The organism is Georgenia sp. SUBG003 (assembly GCF_000715355.2).
Lineage (GTDB): Bacteria > Actinomycetota > Actinomycetes > Actinomycetales > Actinomycetaceae > Georgenia.
Genome location: NZ_CP180204.1, coordinates 1,683,728 through 1,706,892, shown reverse-complemented (window position 1 = coordinate 1,706,892; position 23,165 = coordinate 1,683,728). Strand labels below are relative to the sequence as shown.

16 protein-coding genes, 1 tRNA gene and 4 pseudogenes are annotated in these 23,165 nt (G+C 72.2%); 13 read left to right on the top strand and 8 right to left on the bottom strand.

The window, feature by feature from the left end:
- Window positions 1-123: 123 nt before the first annotated feature.
- The 5 genes from DA06_RS08365 to DA06_RS08345 form a co-directional block, all read right to left on the bottom strand.
- Complete coding sequence (locus DA06_RS08365) at window positions 124-2,205, bottom strand: elongation factor G (protein ID WP_043499030.1); 2,082 nt, start codon at window positions 2,203-2,205, stop codon at window positions 124-126.
- 148 nt (window positions 2,206-2,353) lie between these two features.
- Window positions 2,354-3,238 (bottom strand): fructose bisphosphate aldolase, encoded by an 885-nt coding sequence (locus DA06_RS08360; RefSeq protein ID WP_043499028.1) that lies wholly within the window; start codon window positions 3,236-3,238, stop codon window positions 2,354-2,356.
- 81 nt (window positions 3,239-3,319) lie between these two features.
- The gene (locus tag DA06_RS08355; protein WP_418607390.1) at window positions 3,320-4,819 is read right to left on the bottom strand and encodes a M1 family metallopeptidase; all 1,500 of its coding nucleotides are present in this window, start codon (window positions 4,817-4,819) and stop codon (window positions 3,320-3,322) included.
- A 16-nt stretch (window positions 4,820-4,835) separates the two neighbouring features.
- Window positions 4,836-5,885, bottom strand: coding sequence for an isochorismate synthase (locus DA06_RS08350; protein ID WP_418607937.1), 1,050 nt, complete (start codon window positions 5,883-5,885; stop codon window positions 4,836-4,838).
- Window positions 5,882-6,298 (bottom strand): hypothetical protein, encoded by a 417-nt coding sequence (locus tag DA06_RS08345; protein ID WP_418607389.1) that lies wholly within the window; start codon window positions 6,296-6,298, stop codon window positions 5,882-5,884. The genes DA06_RS08350 and DA06_RS08345 overlap by 4 nt, the downstream gene beginning before the upstream one ends.
- 115 nt (window positions 6,299-6,413) lie before the next feature.
- Here DA06_RS08345 and DA06_RS08340 point away from each other — a divergent pair, with 115 nt between their 5' ends.
- From DA06_RS08340 to nuoE, 7 genes are all read left to right on the top strand, one after another.
- Window positions 6,414-7,109: a demethylmenaquinone methyltransferase gene (locus DA06_RS08340; protein ID WP_043499021.1), complete on the top strand. Its 696-nt coding sequence runs from the start codon at window positions 6,414-6,416 to the stop codon at window positions 7,107-7,109.
- A gap of 173 nt (window positions 7,110-7,282) precedes the next feature.
- Window positions 7,283-8,590: a geranylgeranyl reductase family protein gene (locus tag DA06_RS08335; RefSeq protein WP_043499020.1), complete on the top strand. Its 1,308-nt coding sequence runs from the start codon at window positions 7,283-7,285 to the stop codon at window positions 8,588-8,590.
- A gap of 109 nt (window positions 8,591-8,699) precedes the next feature.
- A complete protein-coding gene (locus tag DA06_RS08330; protein ID WP_043499018.1) occupies window positions 8,700-9,062 on the top strand; it encodes an NADH-quinone oxidoreductase subunit A in 363 nt (120 codons plus the stop codon).
- A 10-nt stretch (window positions 9,063-9,072) separates the two neighbouring features.
- Entirely contained in the window at window positions 9,073-9,627 is a 555-nt protein-coding gene (locus tag DA06_RS08325; RefSeq protein WP_043499015.1) for a NuoB/complex I 20 kDa subunit family protein, read from the top strand.
- Window positions 9,624-10,436, top strand: a complete 813-nt coding sequence (locus DA06_RS08320) for an NADH-quinone oxidoreductase subunit C (RefSeq protein ID WP_043499012.1) — start codon at window positions 9,624-9,626, stop codon at window positions 10,434-10,436. Before DA06_RS08325 ends, DA06_RS08320 begins: the two co-directional genes overlap by 4 nt.
- A gap of 97 nt (window positions 10,437-10,533) precedes the next feature.
- Complete coding sequence (locus DA06_RS08315) at window positions 10,534-11,784, top strand: NADH-quinone oxidoreductase subunit D (protein WP_418607936.1); 1,251 nt, start codon at window positions 10,534-10,536, stop codon at window positions 11,782-11,784.
- Window positions 11,784-12,569: an NADH-quinone oxidoreductase subunit NuoE gene (nuoE, locus tag DA06_RS08310; protein ID WP_418607385.1), complete on the top strand. Its 786-nt coding sequence runs from the start codon at window positions 11,784-11,786 to the stop codon at window positions 12,567-12,569. The genes DA06_RS08315 and nuoE overlap by 1 nt, the downstream gene beginning before the upstream one ends.
- On the opposite strand, the gene DA06_RS08305 is transcribed toward nuoE, so the two are convergent.
- Window positions 12,537-14,015, bottom strand: a complete 1,479-nt coding sequence (locus DA06_RS08305; protein WP_052436525.1) for a zinc-dependent metalloprotease — start codon at window positions 14,013-14,015, stop codon at window positions 12,537-12,539. The two genes, nuoE and DA06_RS08305, sit on opposite strands and share 33 nt — an antisense overlap.
- 264 nt (window positions 14,016-14,279) lie before the next feature.
- On the opposite strand from DA06_RS08305, the gene DA06_RS08300 reads away from it, so the two are divergent.
- On the top strand, window positions 14,280-15,491 hold the full coding sequence (locus DA06_RS08300) for a PDZ domain-containing protein (RefSeq protein WP_418607383.1): 1,212 nt from the start codon (window positions 14,280-14,282) through the stop codon (window positions 15,489-15,491).
- 89 nt (window positions 15,492-15,580) lie between these two features.
- Here DA06_RS08300 and DA06_RS08295 read toward each other — a convergent pair whose 3' ends face one another.
- Window positions 15,581-16,165 (bottom strand): PPA1309 family protein, encoded by a 585-nt coding sequence (locus DA06_RS08295; protein ID WP_043499002.1) that lies wholly within the window; start codon window positions 16,163-16,165, stop codon window positions 15,581-15,583.
- Between DA06_RS08295 and DA06_RS08290 the strand changes: the two are divergent.
- The 4 genes and pseudogenes from DA06_RS08290 to DA06_RS08275 all read left to right on the top strand — a co-directional run.
- Window positions 16,124-18,166 (top strand): annotated as a pseudogene (locus tag DA06_RS08290) (UPF0182 family protein); the annotation flags it as partial. The gene DA06_RS08295 and the pseudogene DA06_RS08290 overlap by 42 nt on opposite strands.
- Window positions 18,167-18,287: 121 nt before the next feature.
- Window positions 18,288-19,739: pseudogene (locus tag DA06_RS08285) on the top strand (UPF0182 family protein); the annotation flags it as partial.
- Window positions 19,717-19,793 (top strand) — tRNA-Met (locus DA06_RS08280). The pseudogene DA06_RS08285 and the gene DA06_RS08280, both read left to right, overlap by 23 nt.
- Window positions 19,794-20,194: 401 nt before the next feature.
- Window positions 20,195-21,059: pseudogene (locus tag DA06_RS08275) on the top strand (VOC family protein).
- A 61-nt stretch (window positions 21,060-21,120) separates the two neighbouring features.
- Here the strand turns inward: DA06_RS08275 and DA06_RS08270 are convergent.
- A complete protein-coding gene (locus DA06_RS08270) occupies window positions 21,121-21,756 on the bottom strand; it encodes an OmpA family protein (protein WP_052436524.1) in 636 nt (211 codons plus the stop codon).
- Window positions 21,757-21,926: 170 nt separating this feature from the next.
- On the opposite strand from DA06_RS08270, the pseudogene DA06_RS08265 reads away from it, so the two are divergent.
- Window positions 21,927-23,043: pseudogene (locus DA06_RS08265) on the top strand (BMP family lipoprotein).
- Window positions 23,044-23,165: the final 122 nt, after the last annotated feature.

Sequence of the window (23,165 nt, the reverse complement as noted above, 5' to 3'; positions counted from 1 at the left end):
TGGGAGCGGCCTCTCTGGCGACGCTTGCGGTGGCGTCGTCGATCCCGCACCGGCCGGTCGTCGGGGCGCGTCCCGGACCACGGTGACGACAGCGGCGCAGCGCGGCCGGCGGCGTGGTGAGCGCTAGCGTCCCGCGCCCACCGTGGAGCGCGTCGCCGCCACGAGGTGCTCGGGCACCGGGTCGTAGTGGTCGTGCGAGGCGCGCACGGTGCCGCGCCCGCCGGTGATCGCGCGCAGGTCCACCGTGTAGTGGCGCAGCTCGGCCGTCGGCACGTGCGCCTCGATGATCCCCGAGCCGTCGTCGGCGGTGCCCGTGTCGACCACCCGGCCGCGACGGGCGGAGAGGTCGCCCAGGACGTCGCCCTGCGCCTCGACCGGAACGGTCACCGTGACGGCCGAGACGGGCTCGAGCACCACGCTGCCGGCCTGCTGCAGGGCCGCCGCCACGGCCTGCGCGGCCGCCGTGCGGAACGCCATGTCCGAGGAGTCCACCGAGTGGTACTTGCCGTCGACGCACTCCACCCGCAGGTCGGTGATGCGGTGCCCGTTCGGGCCGCCGGCGAGCAGCGCGTCCTGGACACCCTTCTCGACCGCCGGCAGGTACTGCCGCGGGATGGCGCCGCCGACGATCGAGTCCACGAACGTCAGGCCCTCGCCGCGGGGCGCGGGGCGGACGGCGAGCCGGACGACGGCGAACTGGCCGTGCCCGCCCGACTGCTTCTTCACCTTGCCCTCCACCTCGGCCTCGGCCGCGATGGTCTCCCGGTAGGGCAGCCGGACCTCCTCGGTGGAGACCCGGACGCCGAACTTCCGCTCGAGCCGCTCCAGCGCCACGGCGAGGTGGGTGTCGCCGACGGCGGTGACGAGCGTCTGCCCGGACTCGTCGTCCTGGACGACGACGAGCGCCGGGTCCTCGGCGCACAGGCGCCGCAGCGCGTCGGTGAGCTTGTCGTCGTCGGACTGGGTCAGCGGCCTGACCGCCTGGGTGTATCCGCCCGGCGGGACGGCGAGGTCGGGCAGCCGCACCGGCCGGCCGGGAAGCGCCAGGAGCGTCCTGGTGGGGGAGTCGGTGAGCTTCGCGACGGCGGCGAGGTCCCCGGCCACGACCCGCTTGGTCTCGAGGTGCGTCCGGCCCCGCAGACCGAACAGCCCGTGCAGCCGTTCTTCCGCGCCGGTGGTGGTGTTGACCAGCCGGTCGTCCTCGCGGAGGGTCCCGGAGATCACCTTCAGGAGAGAGACCTGCCCGACGAACTGGTCCGCGAGCGTGCGGAAGACGTGGACCAGCGGCTCGCCGTCGGCGTCCGCGACCACGGCTGTGGGCTCGCCGTCCACGAGCACGGTCGCCGGGCGCAGGTCCGGGGAGGGGCCGATCTCGCAGATGAAGTCGCCGAGTCGGTCCACCGCCGCCCCGGTGGCGCCGGAGCCGACCAGCACGGGAAAGATGGCGCTCTCGGCGACGGCCAGGCGCAGGGTGCGCTCGAGGTCGGCGGGCGGGGGCTCCTGGCCGGCGAGGTAGTTCTCGAGCTGGTCGTCGTCGCCGCTGACGACCTCCTCGACCAGCTCGGTGTGCCGGCTGCGCTCGAGGTCCGCGAGCTCCGGCGGTACGGGGCCGGTGGACTCCTGCCCGTCGTCGTCGTAGAGGTGGGCGACGTCGAAGAGCACGTCGGCGACGCCGGAGAAGTGCGTCCTCTCGCCGATCGGCAGCTCGAGCGGGAACAGCCGGTCCCCGAGCCGGCCCCGCAGGTCCGCGAGCACGCTCTCGAAGTCGGCGCTCGGCTTGTCCTCCTTGGTGACGAAGATGAACCGCGGGATGCCCAGCTCGCGGCACCTGGCCCACACCCGTTCGTCGCCCGCCTGGACGCCCTCGACGGCGCTGACGACGACGACCGCGAGATCCGCCACGGACAGCGCGGCGTCGACGACCAGGTCGAACTCGTCGTGGCCCGGGGTGTCGATGAGGTTGAGCTTGCAGGTCTGGCCGCCGGCCGTGGTCCACGGCACGGAGGCGATCGCCAGGGTGAGGGTCTGCCGTCGACGGACCTCCTCGGGGTCCGTGTCGAGCACGGAGGTGCCGTCGTCGACGCGCCCGAGCCGCTGCGTGGCGCCGGACCGGTGCAGGAGCGCCTCGGCCAGGGAGGTCTTGCCGCCGGCGGCGTGGCCGACCAGGGCGACGTTGCGGATGGCTGAGGTGACGATGTCGTCCATGACCACTCTCCAGCGAGCGTGCCCCCGGGTCAGGGCTGTGCGCCCGATCGTAGTCGGCCGACGGCGCGCCGCGGAGGGCTACGGTCCCTCGTCCGCCCTCGTCCGCCCTCGTCCGCCGTCGTCCCCGAGGCGGGGCCGGCCGCCCCGGTCACGTCGCCGACGCCGCGGCGATGCTCGCGATCGACTCGTCCAGGACCCGGTCGAACTCCTCCTGGGTCTGCGAGACGGAGAGTCCCTCCGTCAGCGCCCGCGAGAAGCTGGCGATCGCGCCGTGGTTGCGCGCCAGCCGCACGTTCGCCTCCTCGCGGCTGTACCCGCCCGAGAGGAACAGCACGCGCAGCACGTTGGGGTGGGCGACGAACGGGGCGTACAGGTCGTCGGTCTCCGGCGGCGTCAGCTTCAGCATCACCTGGTGCTCGGGAGGCAGCCGGTCGAGGCGGGCGGTCAGCGCCTCGACGAGCTGGTCCTCCGCGTCGGCCTTGCGGGGGCTGTGGATGTCGATCTCCGGCTCGACGATGGGCACCAGCCCGGTGGCGAGGATCCGTTCGGCGACGTCGAGCTGCTGGGTGACCACGTCGGCGAGGCCGGGCCCGGGGAGGGTGACGGTCGAGCGCATCTTGGTGGCGAAGATGCCGTGCGCCAGCGCACGCTCGAGCAGCGCGTCGAGGTACGGGATGCGTTTCATCAGGCGGGCGCCGTCGGCCTCCTTCTGCAGGCCCTTGTCGACCTTGAGGAACGGGACGACGTGCTTGACGTTCCAGAGGTAGTCGGCGGAGGGCCGGCCGAGGACCTCCCGGTCCATCGTGTTCTCGAACAGGATCGTGCCGATGATCCTGTCCCCGCCGAAGACCGGCGAGGTGATGATCCTCGTGCGCATCTCGTGCACGAGGTCGAACATCTCCTCCTCGCCGCCGTAGGAGTTCTCCTCGATGCCGTACCGCCGGAGCGTCTTCGGCGTGCTGCCGCCGCTCTGGTCGAGCGCCGCGACGAAGCCGACGCCGTCCCGGACCTTGGTCAGCTGCTGCTCGTTCATGGCGCGCTCCCGTGGTACGACCCTGTGCCCCGTGGCTCCCATCGTGCCCCGGCACAGCGGCGTACGTGGCCGGTTGGGCGGCTACCAGCTCGTCGGCCTGCCCGCGGTGTGCAGCCAGACGGTGAAGAAGCTCTCCAGGTCCTGCCCGGAGACCTCCTCCGCGAGGGCCTCGAAGTCCGCCGTCGACGCGGTGCCGTCGTCGTGCCGCGCCACCCACTCGTCGGCCAGCTCGTAGAAGGCGCCGTCGCCGATCTTCAGGCGCAGGGCGTGGAGCGTGCCGGCACCGCGGTCGTAGACGGCCTCGGCGAACATGTCGACCGGGCCGGGATCGGCGATGACGACGTCCCAGAACGGGTCGGACGCGGGCCGGGCCATGAGGGCGTCGAACCGCTGCTCGGTGGTGGCGCCGTTCCTGTGCTCCGTCCAGAGCTGCTCGCTGTAGGCGGCCCAGCCCTCGTTCAGCCAGATGTCGGCCCAGCGCTCCGGGCTCACGGCGTTGCCGACCCACGAGTGCGCGAGCTCGTGGGCCGCGGTGCTCTCGGACGCGACCCTCGAGAACAGCGAGCGGGTCTGGGTCTCCAGCGCGTAGCCGACGGTGTCGTCGTCCACGATCGAGCCGTACGCGACGAAGGGGTAGGGGCCGTAGATGCCCTCGAAGAACGTCATCATGTCCGGGGTGAGACCGAGCGTCCCCTCGCTCGTCGTCCTGCCGGCCGCGGGCAGGTCCCGGTCGAGGGCGTCGATCACCGGGACGTCGCCGGCCGCGGACGCCCGCAGCTGGAAGTTCCCGATCGTCGCCGTCGCCAGGTACGGCGCCATGAGGTCCGGGGCGTCCCAGGACCAGGTGGTCCAGCCGTCCACGGTGGTCCGGTCGGCGAGCAGCCCGTTGGCGACGGCGACGAGTCCCTCGGGGACGGTGACGTCGAAGCTGAAGGTCGCCTTGTCCGTGGGGTGGTCGTTGACCGGGAACCAGGTGGCGGCGCCGTCGGCCTCGTTGGCGACCATCGCGCCGTCGCGGGTGGTGACCCAGCCGTACAACGCCCCGCTCACGTCGGTGGGGCGCCGGGTGGTGCCGCCGTAGGTGACGACGACCTCGGCCTCGTCGCCGTCCTCGAGCTTTGGCCGCGGGGTGACGACCAGCTCGTTCGTGCCCTCTTGGGTGAAGCGCGCAGGCTTGCCGTCCACCTCGACGCTCGTCGCGGTGAGCCCCCGCAGGTCGAGGTTGAAGCGGTCCAGGCCCTGCGTCGTGACGAGCTCGATCGTCGCCGTCCCCTCGAGGCGTCCCTCGAGCGGTGCGGGCGCGGCGGCGGGCGGGATGTACGTGAGGTCGAGGTCGTAGTGCTGGACGTCGTACCCGCCGTTCCCCGCCAGCGGGAAGTACGGGTCGCCGGTGCCGTCGCTGCCGGCGGAGTAGCGGGGCCGGCCCGGGTCGGCCGGTTCCGCCGTCGCCGGGGGGACCAGTGCCAGGACCACAGTCGCCGTGCAGACGGCCAGCCCGCCGACGGCGCCGGTCCTGGCCAGAGGTGCCCGTGGTCCGCCCGTGGCACCGTGGGCGGTGGTCCGTGTCCGGGTCGTGCGCATGTCGTGCTCCCTGGCGTCAGGGCGAACGCCCGGAGCGCGCCCGCCGCGGTGGCTCCATGGTGGACCTCGACGGCGTTCCTGGCGGCATGCTGGTCGGCCGGCACGGCACGTGCGGCGGGACGGGGTCAGCCGCCGAGGGCCTCCCGCATGGCCGGAGCTTCGCCTCCGACTCCGCCAGCTCCGCCTCCGGGTCGGACGCGGCCACCACGCCGCAGCCGGCGAACAGCCGCATCCGGTGCCGGTCCGTGGCGGAGAGCTCGCCGGAGCGCAATCCGATGCCCCACTCGCCGTCGCCGTCGGCACCGATCCAGCCGACCGGCCCGGCGTAGCGTCCGCGGTCCATCCGCTCGGCCTCGGCGAGGATCTGCGTGGCCAGCCCCGTGGGCGTTCCGCCGACCGCGGCCGTCGGGTGCAGGGCGGCCGCCAGCGCGAGGCTCGACGGCCCGCGGCCGTCGCGCGAGTGCGCCGGGAAGGTGCTCGGGTGGCCGAAGGTGCCGTCGACGACCCCGGTCACGTCCGTCGCCAGGTGCATGACGTTGGGCAGGTGGAGCACGAACGGCGCCTCGGGCACGTTGATCGACGCGCAGTACGGGCGCAGGCCGCGCACCAGCGAGGCGACGGCGAGCTCGTGCTCCTCGAGGTCCTTCGACGAGCGCGCGAGCTGGGCGGCCCGCCGCAGGTCGTCCGCGTCGTCGCCGGTGCGCCGTATGGTGCCGGCGAGAACCCGGCTCGCGGCGAGACCCTTCTCCCGGCGCACCAGGAGCTCCGGCGTCGCCCCGACGAGGCGGTCCACGCTGAACGTCCAGCACGCCGGGTATCTCGCCGCCAGGCGGCCGAGGAGGTGGCGGACGTCCAGCGGCCGTTGCGTCCGGACGTCGACGTCCCGGGCCATGACCACCTTGGACACCTCGCCCGCACGGATGCGGCGGACCACCTCCGCGACGGCGGCCACCCACTCCGCGGCCGTGAGCACGCCGTCGGAGAACGTCGCGGCCCCGGGGGAGAGGGCCGGGGACGGCGGCGGCGGCGCACCGGGCCTGACGCCCGACGACGACACGGTCGTCATCCAGGCCACGCCCTCGCGTCGGCCGACCACGACCTCCGGGACGACCAGCACGCCGCCCGCCCGCGAGGCCGGCGCGAAGGAGAACGAGCCGAAGGCCACCGGCCCGGTCCCGGGCACGCCCACCTCGTCGACGCGTCCAGGTCCGCCGCCGCCCGGGCCCAGGCGACGTCGGCGTCCCGGATACGGTCCGGCCCCGCCGTGCCGATACGGAGGGCCTCGCCCCAGCCCACGAGCCCCTCGCCCCGGCGGACCCAGGAGAAGGTGGCGGAGGCGTCGGCGCCCGGCAGGAGGGCGAGGAGATCGCCGGGGTCCGGCACGGCGACGGTCCGGGCGACGAGGCCGGCCCCCGACGACGGCGCGACGAGGCGGGTCGCGGCGCGCCCGGGGCGGCGTGGGGTCTCGGTCGGGGACATCGCGGTCACCTTATGCCCCGGGGACGTTCCCGACCCGTCGTGACCGGTTGGCCGGTCGCGACCCGCCACCGCCGCCTCCACGTGACCCGGGCGACAGACCTGGGATGATGGCCCCATGAGCCGAGCCACCCTCGAGAAGGACCCGCGGGAGGTCGCCGGGATGTTCGACGGCGTCGCCCGTCGCTACGACCTGACCAACGACGTCCTCTCCCTCGGCCAGGACCGCATCTGGCGGGTCGCGACCCGCAAGGCCGTGGGCGCCAGGGCCGGGGAGCGGGTCCTGGACCTCGCGGCGGGCACCGGCACGTCGTCGGAGGAGTACGCCGACGCGGGCGTCGACGTCGTCCCGTGCGACTTCTCCACCGGGATGGTGGAGGTGGGCAAGCGCCGCCGGCCCGACCTGCCGTTCATCGCCGGCGACGCGATGGCGCTGCCGTTCGCCGACGAGACGTTCGACGCCGTGACGATCTCCTTCGGGCTGCGCAACGTCGCGGACACGGAGCGCGCGCTGCGCGAGATGCTGAGGGTGACGCGGCCGGGCGGCCGGCTGGTGATCTGCGAGTTCTCCCGGCCCACCTGGGCGCCGTTCCGGACGCTCTACGAGGTCTACCTCGGGCAGGTCCTGCCGCGGGTGGCCTCCCTGGTGTCCTCGAACACCGACGCCTACACCTACCTCGCCGAGTCGATCGTGACCTGGCCCGACCAGCTCGGGCTCGCCCGCACGGTCCAGCGGTCCGGCTGGCGGCAGGTCGCCTACCGGAACCTCTCCGGCGGGATCGTCGCCCTGCACCGGGCGGTGCGGCCAGTGTGACCGCCCGCACGCCGCCGCGGTTCCCTTGCACACACCGGGGGTGCCGGACGAGGGACCTTCGTCCCCGCGACCGCCCGGCGAAGCCACTTAGGCTCACCTAACAAGACGACCGAGGCCCGGATTTATAGACTCCTGGCCGTCCGGGCCTTTCGGCCCCTCACCTTCCTGGAGCGATGACGTTGGGAACCGCTGTGCGTACCGAGGCCGAGGCCGACGTCATCGTCGTCGGTGCCGGGCCCGGCGGAGCGGCCGCGGCACACTACCTGGCCTCGACCGGGCTGAGCGTCCTGCTCCTGGAGAAGGGCGTCTTCCCCCGCGACAAGGTCTGCGGGGACGGGCTCACCCCCCGCGCCGTCGCGGAGCTCATCAGGATGGGCGTCCCGACCCCCGAGTCCGAGGGGTGGATCCGCAACTGGGGTCTGCGCACCCACGGCGCCGGCCACACGATCGAGCTGCCCTGGCCCGAGCTCGCCGAGATGCCGGCGTACGGCCTGGCGCGGTCCCGGATGAACCTCGACGAGACGCTCGCGCGCCACGCGCGGGCCTCGGGCGCCGACCTGCGCGAGGGCACGGCCGTCACCGGACCTCTCCGCCACGAGCGCTCGGGCCGCATCCTGGGCGTCACGGCGAAGCCGGTCGACGCGCGGGGCCGCCGCACGGGCGACGACGTCACCTTCCGCGCCCCCGTGGTGGTCGACGCCGGCGGCGTCTCCGCGCGCCTCGCCACCTCGATGGGCATCGAGAAGGACATGGGCCGCCCCATGGGCGTGGCCGTGCGCACCTACTTCCGCTCGCCCCGGCACGACGACCCGATGATGGAGTCGCACCTGGAGCTGTGGGACGGCAGGCCGGGCGAGTCGAACCTCATGCCGGGCTACGGCTGGATCTTCGCGCTGGGCGACGGCACGGTGAACGTCGGCCTCGGGTCGCTGTCGTCGACGGCGAAGCCCACCGGGCTCGACTACAAGGGGATGTTCCGCACCTGGATGGAGAACGCCCCCGAGGAGTGGGAGTTCACCCCCGAGAACCAGATCGGGGAGCTCCGCTCCGCCGCGCTGCCGATGGCGTTCAACCGCAAGCCGCACTACAGCCAGGGCCTGCTGCTCGTCGGTGACTCCGGCGGCATGGTCTCGCCGTTCAACGGCGAGGGCATCGCCTATGCGATGCAGTCCGGGCGCATCGCGGCGGACGTGGTCTCCCAGGCGCTCTCCCGCAGCTCGGGCTACGCGCTGGAGAAGACGCTGCGGACCTACCCCAAGATCCTCGCGGAGGAGCTCGGCGGCTACTACTCCCTGGGCCAGGTGTTCGCGCGGCTCATCGAGCGGCCCGAGATCATGCGGCTGTGCGTCAAGCACGGCCTGCCCAGGCCCACCCTCATGCGATTCACGATGAAGCTCCTCTCCGACGGGTTCGACCGCCGTGACGGGGACTGGATGGACCGGACCATCACCGCCCTGACGAAGCTGGCGCCGGCGTCATGACGGTCCGACGGGTGAGCGTTTTCAGTGTCGTGACGCGAAACACGTACGCTGGCGAGGAGACGGCCGTCACGCAGGCGGACGGTCGTCGTGGTGAACCGACGGAGGCACGATGACGAACCCCTACGTCCCGCTGCTCATCATGGCGGGCGTCGCCGCGGCGATGGCGATCGGCGGCCTGGCGGCCAGCGCCGTCATCGGCCCCAAGCGCTACAACCGCGTCAAGGTGGCCAACTACGAGTGCGGCATCGAGCCGACGCCGCGGGCGACCGGCTCCGCGCGCTTCCCGGTGAAGTACTACCTGGTCGCCATGACGTTCATCATCTTCGACATCGAGGTGGTCTTCCTCTACCCGTGGGCGGTGGCGTTCTCCGAGCTCGCCCTCTTCGGTCTGGTGGCCATGCTCGGCTTCATCTTCCTGATCACGGTGCCGTACCTGTACGAGTGGCGCCGCGGCGGGCTCGAGTGGGACTGAGGTAGCACGCATGGGTATCGAGGAGAAGGTTCCCGCCGGCTTCATGCTGGGCACGGTCGAGTCGATCGTGGGCCTGGCGCGCAAGTCGTCGGTCTGGCCGGTGACCATGGGTCTGGCCTGCTGCGCCATCGAGATGATGGCCACGGGCACCCCGCGATTCGACATCTCCCGCTTCGGCATGGAGGTCTTCCGCGCATCTCCGCGCCACGCCGACCTGATGATCGTCTCGGGCCGCGTGAGCCACAAGATGGCCCCGGTCATCCGCAACGTCTACGACCAGATGCCCGAGCCCAAGTGGGTCATCTCCATGGGCGTGTGCGCGTCCTCGGGCGGGATGTTCAACAACTACGCGATCGTGCAGGGCGTCGACCACATCGTCCCGGTCGACATCTACCTGCCCGGCTGCCCCCCGCGCCCGGAGATGCTCATCAACGCGATCCTCGAGCTGCACGAGCAGATCCGGAACGCCCCGCTGGGCGTCAACCGCGAGGAGGCGGCCCGCAAGGCCGAGGAGGCCGCCCTGGCCGCCACCCCGACGCACCAGATGAAGGGTCTGCTGGCGTGAGCGAGCGCGACGACGAGAAGCAGTCGGCGGCCGCGGCCGCCAAGCCCGGCGCCGGCAGCGCCGAGGTCGGGCAGCGGCCGACGGCGGCAGCCGCCGAGGGCGGTTCGCAGAACCTCCCGGCGGGGCCGGCACGCGGGGCGCGCACCCAGCTCGAGGTGATCGCCACCCGCAGGGGCCTGTTCGGCGTCGAGGGCACCGGCGACACGTCCGGCTTCGGCGGCCTGGTCTCCACCATCGCCCTGCCGCCCGCGTCCGAGCGGCCCTACGGCGGCTGGTTCGACGAGGTCGTCGACATCCTCGCCGAGATCCTCACCGAGCAGGGGCTGGACCCCGACGCGGTGCTCGAGAAGGTGGTGGTCGACCGGGGCGAGCTGACGATCTTCGTGGTCCGCGACCACGTCGACGCCGTCTGCCGGGCGCTGCGCGACGACCAGGACCTGCGCTTCGAGCTGTGCCTGGGCGTCTCCGGCGTCCACTACCCCCAGGACACCGGGCGCGAGCTCCACGCCGTGTACCACCTGTTCTCCGTCACGCACGTGCGGCAGCTGCGGCTGGAGGTCACCTGCCCGGAGTCGGACCCGCACATCCCGACCGTGGTCGACACCTACCCCGGCAACGACTGGCACGAGCGCGAGACCTGGGACATGTTCGGCATCGTCTTCGACGGCCACCCGGCCCTCGCCCGCACCCTCATGCCCGACGACTGGGTCGGCCACCCGCAGCGCAAGGACTACCCGCTCGGTGGCATCCCCGTGGAGTACAAGGGCGCCGTCATCCCGCCGCCCGACAACCGGAGGTCGTACCGCTGATGTCCGCGTCCACCACGCCCGCCCCGCCGCCGCCCGCCCGGCCGACGAGGCGCCAGGGGCGCCGGAGTTCGTCGCCGAGGGCGGCGACTGGGCGGAGATCGCCGCCGAGGCCGAGCGCCTGGGCGAGGAGCGCATCGTGGTCAACATGGGCCCGGTGCACCCGTCCACCCACGGCGTGCTCCGGCTCGTGCTCGAGATCGACGGCGAGTACGTGCGCGAGCTGCGTGTCGGTACCGGGTACCTGCACACCGGCATCGAGAAGAACATGGAGTACCGCACCTGGACCCAGGGCGTGACGTTCTGCACCCGCATGGACTACGTCGCCCCCTTCTACCAGGAGGTCGCCTACTGCCTGGGCGTCGAGAAGCTCCTCGGCGTCACCGACGAGGTGCCCGAGCGGGCCTCGCTGATCCGGGTGCTCCTCATGGAGCTCAACCGCATCGCCTCCCACCTCGTCGCCATCGGCACCGGCGGCAACGAGCTCGGCGCGACGACGATGATGACGGTCGCCTTCCGCGGCCGCGAGGACATCCTGCGCATCTTCGAGCGCATCACGGGCCTGCGGATGAACCACGCGTTCATCCGGCCCGGCGGCGTGGCGCAGGACCTGCCGCCCGGCACCACCGACTACGTGCGTGAGCTGCTGCCCAACATCCGGCTCTCGGTCAAGGAGCTGCAGGACCTCACGGTCGAGAACCCGATCTTCAAGGCCCGCCAGCAGAAGGTCGGCTACGTCTCGCTCTCGGCCGCGATGGCGCTCGGGCTCACCGGACCCTCGGTGCGGGCCGCCGGCCTGCCGCTGGACCTGCGCAAGCTCCAGCCGTACTGCGGCTACGAGACGTTCGACTTCGACGTGCCCACCCGGGACTACTCCGACTCCTACAACCGCACCATGGTCCGGTTCGAGGAGTGCTACGAGTCGATCAAGATCGTGCTCCAGGCGCTCGACCGCCTGGACGCGGCGCCGGGGCCGGTCATGGTTGCCGACAAGAAGATCGCCTGGCCCGCCCAACTCTCGATCGGCTCGGACGGCCAGGGCAACTCCCTGGAGCACATCAAGGAGATCATGTCGACCTCCATGGAGTCCCTCATCCACCACTTCAAGCTGGTGACCGAGGGCTTCCGCGTCCCTGCCGGGCAGGCGTTCGTCACGGTCGAGCACGCCAAGGGCGTCATGGGGGTCCACGTCGTCTCCGACGGCGGCACCCGCCCCTACCGGGCCCACTTCCGGGACCCGTCGTACTCCAACCTTCAGTCCACGGCGATCATGTGCGAGGGCGGGCAGCTGGCCGACGTCGTCGTGACGCTCGCCTCGCTCGACCCCGTCCTGGGAGGGGTGGACCGCTGATGTCCAGCGAGACCTTCGCACCCGAGGCCGACGCGCGCCTGCGCGCCGAGGCCGCCGAGATCATCTCGCGGTACCCGCAGCCGCGCTCCGCGCTGCTGCCGATGCTGCACCTGGTCCAGTCGGAGGACGGCTACGTCTCCCCGCGCGGGATCACGCTGTGCGCCGACATCCTGGGCCTCACGCGCGCGGAGGTCTCCGCGGTCGCGACGTTCTACACCCAGTACAAGCGCCACCCCAACGGCGAGTTCACGGTCGGCGTGTGCACCAACGCCCTGTGCGCCGTCATGGGCGGGGACATCATCTTCGAGCGGGTCTCCGAGCACCTCGGCGTCGGGCACGACGAGACGACGGCCGACGGGAAGATCACCCTCGAGCAGGTCGAGTGCAACGCGGCCTGCGACTACGCGCCCGTGGTGATGGTCAACTGGGAGTTCTTCGACAACCAGACCCCCACCTCCACGATCGAGCTGGTCGACAAGATCACGGCCGGCGAGCCGGTCCGGCCCACCCGCGGCGCGGACACCGTGGCGACCTTCAAGGAGATCTCGCACGTGCTCGCCGGCTTCGAGGACGGCCGCGCGGACGAGGGCGTCGGGGCGGGCGAGGCCACCCTGCTCGGGCTGCGGATCGCCCGCGAGAACGACTGGCGTGCGCCGCAGGTGCTCCCGGACGGGGCCGGGGGCGCGACGTGGCCGGCCCGCGGCGCGCAGGACCGGCAGTGGCGACTTCGGGTCGGCCCGCGGGACGCCCGCTCAGCGCGCCGGCTCGTCGTCCTCGCCGGCTGAGTCCTCGCCGCCTGAGTTCTGGGTGCCGGCGTCGTCGGAGGTGTCCGGTCCGCCGTCGTCCTCGGGAAGCGTGCCGTTCAGGAGGGCGGCGAGCGCGGCGTCGACGTCCTCCTCGGCGGCCCGTGCAGCACGTCGGGCGGCGACGAAGCCCTTCGGGTCGTCCAGCTCCTCCGGCGTCGGCATGAGGTCGGGGTGCGACCACAGCGCGTCACGCTCGGCTGTCCCGCGCTCCGCGCCGAGCGTCGCCCAGAGCGCGGCGGCCTCCCGCAGGCGGCGCGGCCGCAGCTCGAGGCCGACCAGCGTGGCGAACGTCTGCTCGGCCGGACCCCCGGTCGCGCGGCGGCGTCGCAGCATCTCGCGCAGCGGCACGGCGTGGGGGAGGTGAGGGGCGACCGCCTGAGCGGTGACCTCCTCCACCCATCCTTCGACGAGCGCGAGGGCGGTCTCCAGCCGGACGAGGGCGGCCTGCTGGGCGGGGGACTGCTCGATGGCGAACACCCCTCCTGAGAACGCCTCCCGCAGCTGCTCCGGGTTGGTGGGGTCGATCCCGCGGACCGCCTCCTCCATCGCCTCTGTGTCGATCGTGATCTCGCGGGCGTAGGACTCGACGATGCCGAGCAGGTGGGCGCGCAGCCACGGGACGTGGGCGAAGAGCCGCGCGTGCGCGACCTCCCGCACCGAGAGGAAGAGCCGGACCTCCTCGGCGGGAGCGTCCAGCCCCTCGGAGAAGTCGGCCACGTTGGCCGGGACGAGGGCCGTCGTCGGCTCCTCGACCAGCGGCAGACCGGTGTCCGCGGGGCCGAAGGCCTCCCGGGCGAGCGTCCCCACCGCCTGCCCGACCTGCATCCCGAAGACCGCGCTGCCGAGCTGGCGCAGCATGCCCTGGACCGGCCCCAGCTGTGCCGCCATCGCCCGGACCTCCGGCGGCAGATGCTCGGACTGCGCCTCGATCGTCTCCACGAGCGCCTGCGACACCGAGGTCGCGACCGGCTCGGAGAGCCGCTTCCAGGTGGGAAGCGTGCGCTCCACCCAGTCGGCTCGGCTCCACGCCTCCTGACGCCCTCCCGCCGGGCCCAGCTCGGTCGCGGTGTCCAGCCACAGATCGGCCACGGCGAGCGCCGACCGGACCCGCTCGGCCTCGGCGGCGGTCACGGACGGGTCACCGCCCGTGTGCGCGGTCTGCCGCGCGAGATCGTGAGCGAGGCGCCAGTTGACCGGCTCGCCACCACCGGAGGCGAGCAGCTGCTGCATCTGCCCGATCATCATCATCAGCTGGTTGCGGTCCGCGGGCAGTCCGGCCGCGCGCGACATCGCCTCAGGGTCGAGGCCGGAGGCGCGCATGGCGCGCATGGCCTCCTCGGCGGCCTCGGGCCCCATCATCGAGCGCAGCAGCTCCTCCCAGCTGTGGGGGTCGCCGCCCTCGGGTCGGGTGGGGTCCTGGCTCATGACAGCTCCTGACGGTGGTGGGTCTCCACGGTAACCGCGTGCGTCGAGCGTCTGCACCGGCGGGGCCGCGGGGCGCGCGGCGGTTCGCTCAGGGCGCAGCGGGCGGGCGCCTGGCGGGCTGGGGGGTCCGTCGGGGACTGGAGGACGGCGGGACGTGAGGAAGTGAGGACGTGGGACTGCGAAGTGGGCGGGGCGTGGTCCCGGCCGGCACGGCCCGGGGCGACCGCCCAGGGAACGTCCAGCATCGTGCGGCATGATGACCCGGTGAGCGAGCAGGACACCGGCCGGGCCGGGCACCATCGAGGCCCTGCGCCCGACCGGTCCGCCGGCGCACCCGCGCAGCCGGCCGCTGCCGGCACGGACGAGGACCTCCAGGTGTCCCGCCGCGCGGTGACGATGGTGCTCTCCGGTGCGCTGCTCTCGGCCCTGCTCCTCGTCATCATGCTCGTCCCGCTGCCCTACGCGGTCCAGCGCCCGGGCCCGACGGTGAACACCCTCGGCGAGGTCGACGACAAGCCGCTCATCGAGGTCGAGGGCGCGACGACGTACCCCACCTCGGGTGAGCTGCGGCTGACCACGGTCTCGGTGGTCGGAGGTCCGGGGTACCCGGTCACCGCCGCCGACGTCGTGGCCGGGTGGCTGGCCGAGGACGAGGTCGTGCTGCCGGTGGAGGCCGTCTTCCCGAACGGCACCACGCGCGAGCAGATCGACGAGCAGTCGACGGCGCAGATGACCTCCTCCCAGGACAACGCCACCGTCGCCGCCCTCGAGCAGGTGGGGTACGACATCCCGATGGTCCTGACCGTCAACGGCGTCGCGCCCGACTCGGGGGCCGACGGCGTCGTCAGGACCGGCGACGTCATCTCGTCGATCCAGCCGGAGGGTGAGGAGCGCACCCAGGTGGAGAGCTTCTCCGACCTCTCGGCCGTCCTCTCCCGCACCGCGCCCGGCACTGCGGTGACCCTCGGGGTGGTGCGTGACGGCAGTCCGACAGATCTCACCCTGACCACGACGGGGCACCCGGAGACCGCTGCGGGGCCGGCGCAGACGCCGTCCGGCTCACTGCTGGGCGTGCTTCTCGACCCCCAGGTCGAGCTGCCGGTCGACGTCGACTTCGACATCGACAACATCGGCGGCCCGAGCGCGGGGACGATGTTCGCACTGGGCATCATCGACACCCTGACACCGGGCGAGATGACCGGGGGCGAGAAGGTCGCCGGCACGGGGACGATGGATCTCGCGGGGAACGTCGGGGCCATCGGCGGCATCCGCCAGAAGCTCGTCGGTGCGAGCCGCGCCGGAGCGGACTGGTTCCTCGCGCCGGAGGGCAACTGCGACGAGGTCGTCGGGCACGTCCCGCAGGGGCTCGACGTCGTGCGGATCGGCACGCTGGGCGACGCCCGGCAGGCGGTCGAGGCCATCGCCGCGGGCGACGGCGGATCGCTCCCGGCGTGCGAGGCCCCCGCGGCCCGTTGACCTGAGGCGGGCCGTTGAGTCGCCCTGGGGCAGGCCGTCGGGCTGAGGCGGGCCGGGCCCCGCCCGCGGGGCGGGCGGGGTGCCAGGGCTCAGGCGAACGTGGCCCGCAACGCCTCGACCAGCCCGGGCACCGCGTCCGGCGAACCGGCGACCGCGTCGTCGAAGTCGTGGCTGCGGCTGCGAAGTGCGCACCAGGACTCACCGGTGCGCAGAACCCCCGCCGCCATCCGGACGTCCTGCCGGTCCGGGTGGGACATGAGGTACTCGACGGCGGCCTGGGAGTCCTCGGGCATGTCGCGTTCCGCCTCCGGCGGAACGACCATGCGTTCGACGACGATGGCGGCGCCGTCGACCTCCTCCGGCCACGCCAGCTGACCGAGCAGCTCCTCGATCGTCGAGGCCTCCGGCAGGCCGTCCTGCTCGATGCTCGTCAGGTGCTCCGGGTCCTCCTGGGCGGCGCTGACGGCCTCCGGCGGCAGCTCCTGCGCGAGGGAAGGAGCGGAGGCGATGGCACCGGCGGTGCGCACCAGCGCGAACACGAAGACCGGCGCGTCCCACCCGAGGGCGGCCGCGTGGCGCTCGATGTCGTCCACGGCCAGGCGGAGCGCGCGCTCGCGGGCGGTGGGAGACAGATGGGCGGTGGGAGTCACGGGACCGGGCTGCTCGTCGCTCATGCCGACATCATCCCGCGAGCCGGGACGAGAGCGAAAAGACCAGGGGACGCCGAGGGCGCCGGGACGAGGTGTTTGCCCCGGCATGCCTCAGATGTGGGAACCTTGGACCAGGCCGGGGCGTTGTGCGTGGTGGCACGTGGAACCTCCGGGCCGACCACGCCGGCCACGGCAAGGCCTCCGGCAAGCACGGCACGGCCGACCAGCAAGACAACTGCACGACCGACCCGAAGGTGCTCAGTGACGTTCGCATCCGCCCCCCGTCGTTCCGGTCCGGACTCGGCCCCTCGCCGTCGCGGCGCCTTCGTCCCGACTCTCGTCGTGCTGGCCGTGCTGGCCGCCGCGGTCATGGCACTGGCCCAGGTCTGGACCGAGGTCCAGTGGTACAGCCACCTCGGCTTCACGGACGTCCTCCTCCGCGAGTGGGTCACTCGGGCGATCCTCTTCGTCATCGGGTTCGCCGTGATGGGTGCGGCCGTGTGGCTCAACCTGCACCTCGCGTACTCCCGCCGTCAGATCTACCCGCCGACGACGCCGGAGGAGCGCAACCTCGACCGCTACCGTGAGAGCATCGAGCCCCTGCGCAGGCTGATCATGATCGGCGCACCGGTGGTGCTGGGTCTCTTCGCCGGCTCCTCGCTCAGCGGCATGTGGCGGCCGGTCCTCACGGTGCTCAACCAGGAGGGCTTCGGCCAGGACGACCCCCAGTTCGGCCTGGACATCTCCTTCTTCGTCTTCACCCTCCCCGTCGTGCGGGCGGTCGTCTCGTTCCTCATGACGGTCGTGTTCCTCTCCGCCGTCGCCGCCCTCATCACCCACTACCTCTACGGCGGCATCTCCCTCGCGCCTCGGCAGCAGAAGGTCTCGCCGGCGGCGCGCGTGCACCTTTCCGTGCTGGCAGCGATCTTCGTGGCGCTCATCGCGGTGAGCTACTGGCTCGACCGGTACTCGATGCTGGTGAGCGAGAACGACCGCTTCGCCGGCGCCTCCTACACGGACATCAACGCCAACCTGCCCGCCAAGGCGATCCTCGCCGGGATCGCGCTGGTCGTCGTCGTCCTCTTCGTGGTCTCGGCCTTCCGCGGCTCCTGGACCCTCCCGGTCGCCGGCATCGCCGTCATGATCGTCTCCGCGCTGGTGGTGGGCACCGCCTACCCGGCGGTCATCCAGCGATTCCAGGTCGAGCCGAACGCCCAGAGCGTCGAGCAGCCGTACATCCAGCGCAACATCGACGCCACCCTCGCCGCGTACGGCCTCGACGACATCGAGGTGGAGACGTACTCGGCCACCACCGAGGCCGAGGCCGGCCAGCTGCGCGCGGACAGCCAGTCCACCGCGTCCATCCGCCTGCTGGACCCGAACATCGTCTCCCCGACGTTCAACCAGCTGCAGCAGAACCGCCAGTACTACGGCTTCCCCCCGACCCTCTCCGTCGACCGCTACGACATCGACGGCGAGAAGCGGGACACGGTCATCGCCGTGCGGGAGCTCAACCAGGACGGCCTCGGCGCCGACCAGCGCACCTGGATCAACGACCACACGGTCTACACCCACGGCTTCGGCGTCGTGGCCGCCTACGGCAACACGACGGCGTCCGACGGACGGCCCGCGTTCTTCGAGCAGGGCATCCCGAGCGTCGGTGAGCTCGGCGACTACGAACCGCGCGTCTACTTCGGTCAGGACAGCCCGGAGTACTCGATCGTCGGCGCTCCCGAGGGCACCGACCCGTGGGAGCTCGACTATCCCGACGACGACGCGGAGAACAGCGCCGTCAACACCACCTACGCCGGCGACGGCGGGCCGTCGGTCGGCAACTTCTTCCAGAAGCTGCTCTACGCCCTGAAGTTCGGCGACATGCAGATCCTCTTCTCGGACCGCGTGACCACGGAGTCGCAGATTCTGTTCGACCGGGACCCGCACGAGCGCGTGGCCAAGGTCGCGCCCTACCTCACCCTCGACAACCGGGCCTACCCGGCCGTGGTGGACATGGACGACGACGAGTCCACCCCGAAGGAGCTGGTGTGGATCGTCGACGGCTACACGACGACCAACGACTACCCCCTACTCGGCGCGGGAGTCCCTCGAGGAGGCGACCACGGACTCTGTCGTCGACGCGAACGGCCAGCCCGTCACGGTCGGCGCGGCGCCCGAGCAGGTCAACTACATCCGCAACTCGGTCAAGGCCGTGGTGAACGCCTACGACGGCGACGTCACGCTCTTCGAGTGGGACGAGCGGGACCCGGTCCTGCAGACCTGGGAGAACATCTTCCCCGACCACATCACCGAGATGTCCGAGATCAGCGGCGACCTCATGAGCCACCTGCGCTACCCGGAGGACCTCTTCAAGGTCCAGCGCACCCTCCTCACCGAGTACCACGTGACCGACGCGGCCTCGTTCTACTCCGGCTCCAACTTCTGGAACATCCCCACCGACCCCACGGTCGCCACCGGCGTGCAGCAGCCGCCGTTCTACCTGACCATGCAGATGCCCGGGCAGGAGGACGCCAGGTTCTCCCTGACCTCGAGCTTCATCCCCGGCGGTAACTCGGACCGCAACATCCTGACGGGGTTCCTCGCCGTCGACTCCGAGACGGGCGACACAGCGGGGGAGGTGCGCGAGGACTACGGCAAGATCCGGCTGCTCGAGCTGCCGTCCGACGTCACGGTCCCGGGTCCGGGCCAGGTGCAGAACAACTTCAACTCCAACCCGGCCGTCTCCTCCGAGCTGAACCTGCTGCGGCAGGGCAACTCGAACGTCCAGCTCGGCAACCTGCTGACCCTGCCGGTCGGCGGCGGCCTCCTGTACGTCCAGCCGGTGTACGTGCAGTCGGCCGCCGGCACGTCCTACCCGCTGCTCCAGCGCGTGCTCGTCTCCTTCGGTGACGAGATCGGCTTCGCGTCCACCCTGGACGAGGCGCTCGACGCAGTCTTCGGCGGTGACTCCGGCGCTCAGGCCGGTGACGCGGACGTCCAGCCGGGGGAGGAGCCCACGGACGGCGCCGAGCAGCCGGAGGGCACCACCGAGGTGCCGGCCGCGGCGCAGCAGCGACTGACGGACGCCCTTGCGGAGGCGCAGCAGGCGCTCGCCGACAGCAGCACGGCGATGGCCGACGGCGACTGGGCCGCGTACGGCGAGGCCCAGGATCGTCTCAGCTCGGCCATCGCGGACGCATGGCCGCCGAGGCGGAGATCGCACAGTCCGGCGGCGAGGTGCCGGACGGCGCCGCCACCGAGGCGCCGGCCGACGGTGCCACCGAGCAGTCCACCGAGGGCTGAGCAGGGCCAGGGGAGGGGCCGTCCGCCGCGCGGACGGCCCCTTCGTCGTCCTCACCAGCCGGGGAGGCCACCGGCGCTTCGCCGTGGCGACGGCGGAGCCCGCGCACGTGTCGCCGGACGTCTCGGGGCCGCCATGCCGGCGGCGCCCGGTGGCGGCCCGTGGCCGCGGGCGGCGCACGTGGGCGGGCCGGCCGACGCACCGTCCCGCGTGTGTGACCGAGGGCACGCCCACCCGATTTGCCCCCATGGTTCGCCGCGACGTAACCTAAACAGGTCGACGCGGGGTGGAGCAGTTCGGTAGCTCGCCGGGCTCATAACCCGGAGGTCGCAGGTTCAAATCCTGCCCCCGCTACCACGAAGCAGTTGACTAGAAGGCCCGTACGCGCAGCGTACGGGCCTTCTTCTTGCTCTGCCCCCGGCACGGACGTGGCCGTCCGCCGCCTCTCGTCTCTCCGGAACGAGCTCCGTCTCCGGAAACTACGAGGCCTGGACGACGTCCCGCGACTCCCTCGACCCCCCGCCGGTTCGGCCTCCTCGGTGCCAGGCCGTGCGCGCTGCTCACCGCGGTGCACAACGTCGGACGAGGTGTGCCTCACCCGGGAATGTCTCCGCCCCGCATTGAGTTGAAGCGTCAACTACTTGTACGGTGGTATGCAGCCGACAGAGCCAGGGAGACACATGAACGCCAGCGACACCGCGCAGTCCACCTCCGTCAGCGGCCGTCCGGCGGAGGACCTCCTCCCCGCGGCGACCGCCATGGGGACCGTGACGCTCCTCGTCGGGGACCTCGACCTCATGACGCGCTACTACCGCGACTTCGTCATGCTCGCCGTCGTGCGCGCCGAGGGCGACGAGGTCGCGCTCGGGCGCAACGGTCTCGAGATCGTCGTGCTCCGCCACGACCCGAGCCTCCCGGCCGGCTCCCCGCGCAGCGCCGGCCTCTTCCACACCGCCATCCTGTTCGAGGACCGGGCGTCCCTGGCGACGGTGCTCGCCTCGCTCGCGGTGCACGCCCCCCGGCTCCTACGTCGGCTCGGGGGACCACGACGTCTCCGAGGCCTTCTACTTCACCGACCCCGAGGGCAACGGGATCGAGCTGTACCACGACCGCCCGCGCAGCACCTGGGAGTGGGCCGGCGGGCGCGTGAAGATGGGGACAACGTGGCTGGACCCCAACCGGTTCCTCGCCGAGAACCTCACCGACTCCGCGAAGGAGCTCATCGCCACCGGTGACCGGTCGGAGGCCGCCGCCCTGGATGTCGCGGGCGCACTCCTCGGTCACGTCCACCTTCAGGTGGGCGACGTCGCGACCGCGCGTGACTTCTACGTCGGCAAGCTGGGATTCGAGGAGACCGCGTCGCTGGGCGACCAGGCTCTCTTCGTCTCCGCCGGGGGCTACCACCACCACATGGCCATGAACACCTGGAACAGCGCCGGTGCCGGCCCCCGCGTGCCCGCGCTCGGCCTGGGCACCGTGGACATCGTCCTTCCGACGGTGGAGCAGGTGGCCGCGGTCAACGCCCGCCTCGCCGGTCGAGGTGTGGCGACCCGTCACGACGGCGCTGTGCTGCGCGTGGACGACCCGTGGAAGAACCTGATCGAGATCCGCGCCGCCGCCTAGTGAGGACGGGACCGGCCGGCGTGGGCGGTCAGCTCCCGGGCACCGCTGCGGAGCGGCAGGCTCAGCCGTCGTAGACGATCTCGACCCTGCGGTTTGCCGCCCGGGTGGACGGGTCGTCCGCGTTCTCCTGGACGGCCGGCTGCGTGTCGGCGAACCCGGCGACCTCGAGCACCAGGTCAGGACGCGTCCGGCGCAGGACGTCCGCGACCGCGGTGGCGCGGTCCGTCGAGAGCTTCTGGTTGTCCACGGCGCCACGGACGGAGTCGGTGTGCCCTCCGACGGTGACCGCCGCGCCGTCCGGGATGTCGGACAGCAGCTCGGCGATCCGTTCGGCGGCGTTCGCCGGGATCTCCGCGCTGTCCGGGGTGAACAGGATGTCGGTCGCGAGGCTGATCGTGGTCTCGCTGCCCTCCCTCTCGACCGTCTCGAGGGCGCGAACGGAGCCGTCGAGGTCCCACACCCGGACCGAGCCGTTCGGGTCCCACGCGCGCACGGAGTCGGCGAGCTGCTCCGCCGTCGGCTCGGGCAGGTTCTCCGGTCCCTCGGGGGCGGCCCCGGCGGCGGGCGCCAGGACGACGGCGGCGGCAGCGGCGTCGTCCTGAGCGGGGCCCGGCCGGCCGCACCGGGGCGGTTCCGGCCGGAATCCAGGACGAACGACCCGCGGGCCGTGGACGGCCGGCCACGAGCAGGGAAACATTTCGGTAACTCTTTCCGCGGACATCTCACGATGTGACTCGTGGGATTGCCGCTGCGGGCTAGTGTCGCCTCTGTCAGCCGCCGATCCAGGACCGGGCGGACGGGGGCCCTGCCGACGCAGGGCGTGCACCCGCCACACGGGCCTCGGCCACACACATGCAGGAGAAACGCGTGAAGAAGAGCATCTACGCGACGGCGATGGCGGCCACGGCCGCCCTGGCGCTCGCGGCCTGTGGTGCCGCCCCCGACGACGAGACGCCCGCGGGTGGCTCCACCGGCGGCGGCGCGACCGAGGCGGCCGGGGGAGACAACTCCGACTTCCTCGCGTGCGTCGTCTCGGACCAGGGCGGCTGGGACGACCAGTCCTTCAACCAGTCCGCGTACGAGGGCCTCCAGGCCGCGGTGCAGGAGCTCGGCATCCAGGAGGCCGACGCCGAGTCCCAGGCCGACTCGGACTACGGCCCCAACGTCGACTCGATGGTCCAGCAGGGCTGCAACCTGACCATCGGTGTCGGCTTCCTCCTCGAGGACCCCATCCAGTCCGCCGCCGAGGCGAACACCGACACGAACTTCGCCCTCATCGACTCCACGTTCTCGGACGCCGACTTCAACCCGGTCGAGCTCGAGAACGCCAAGCCGATCCTCTTCAACACCGCCGAGGCCGCCTACCTCGCCGGCTACGTCGCCGCCGCGGTGACGGAGACGGGCACCGTTGCCACCTTCGGCGGCATGCAGATCCCCCTCCGTGGCGATCTTCATGGACGGCTTCGCCGACGGCGTCGCGAAGTACAACGAGGACAACGGCGGGGACGTCCAGCTTCTCGGCTGGGACAAGGAGGCCCAGAACGGCTCCTTCACCGGCGACTTCGAGAACCAGGCCAACGGCCAGACCCTCACCGAGCAGTTCATCGCCCAGGGAGCCGACATCGTCATGCCGGTCGCCGGCCCGGTCGGTCTCGGTGCCGCCGCCGCCGCGCAGGCCGCGGGCGACGTCAAGATCATCGGCGTCGACTCCGACTGGTACGAGTCCACCGAGTACGGCGAGATCGTGCTGACCTCGGTCATGAAGGAGATCGGGCAGGCGGTCGAGGACACGATCACCGAGTCCGTCGAGGGCAACTTCTCCAACGAGCCGTACGTCGGCACGCTGGAGAACGAGGGCGTGGGCCTGGCTCCGTTCCACGACTTCGACGCCGAGGTGCCGCAGGAGGTCAAGGACGCGGTCGCGCAGCTGCAGGAGCAGATCGTCTCGGGCGAGATCACCGTGGAGACGACGAACGCCCCGTGACCGTCTGAGCACGGAACACCCTGACGGCCCGGCCCTCGTGGCCGGGCCGTCACGCGCGGGCCCCGGTACCGTGGCGACCCGCGGTACCCCAGAGAAGACGGCGCCTGCCGAACGGGACGGAG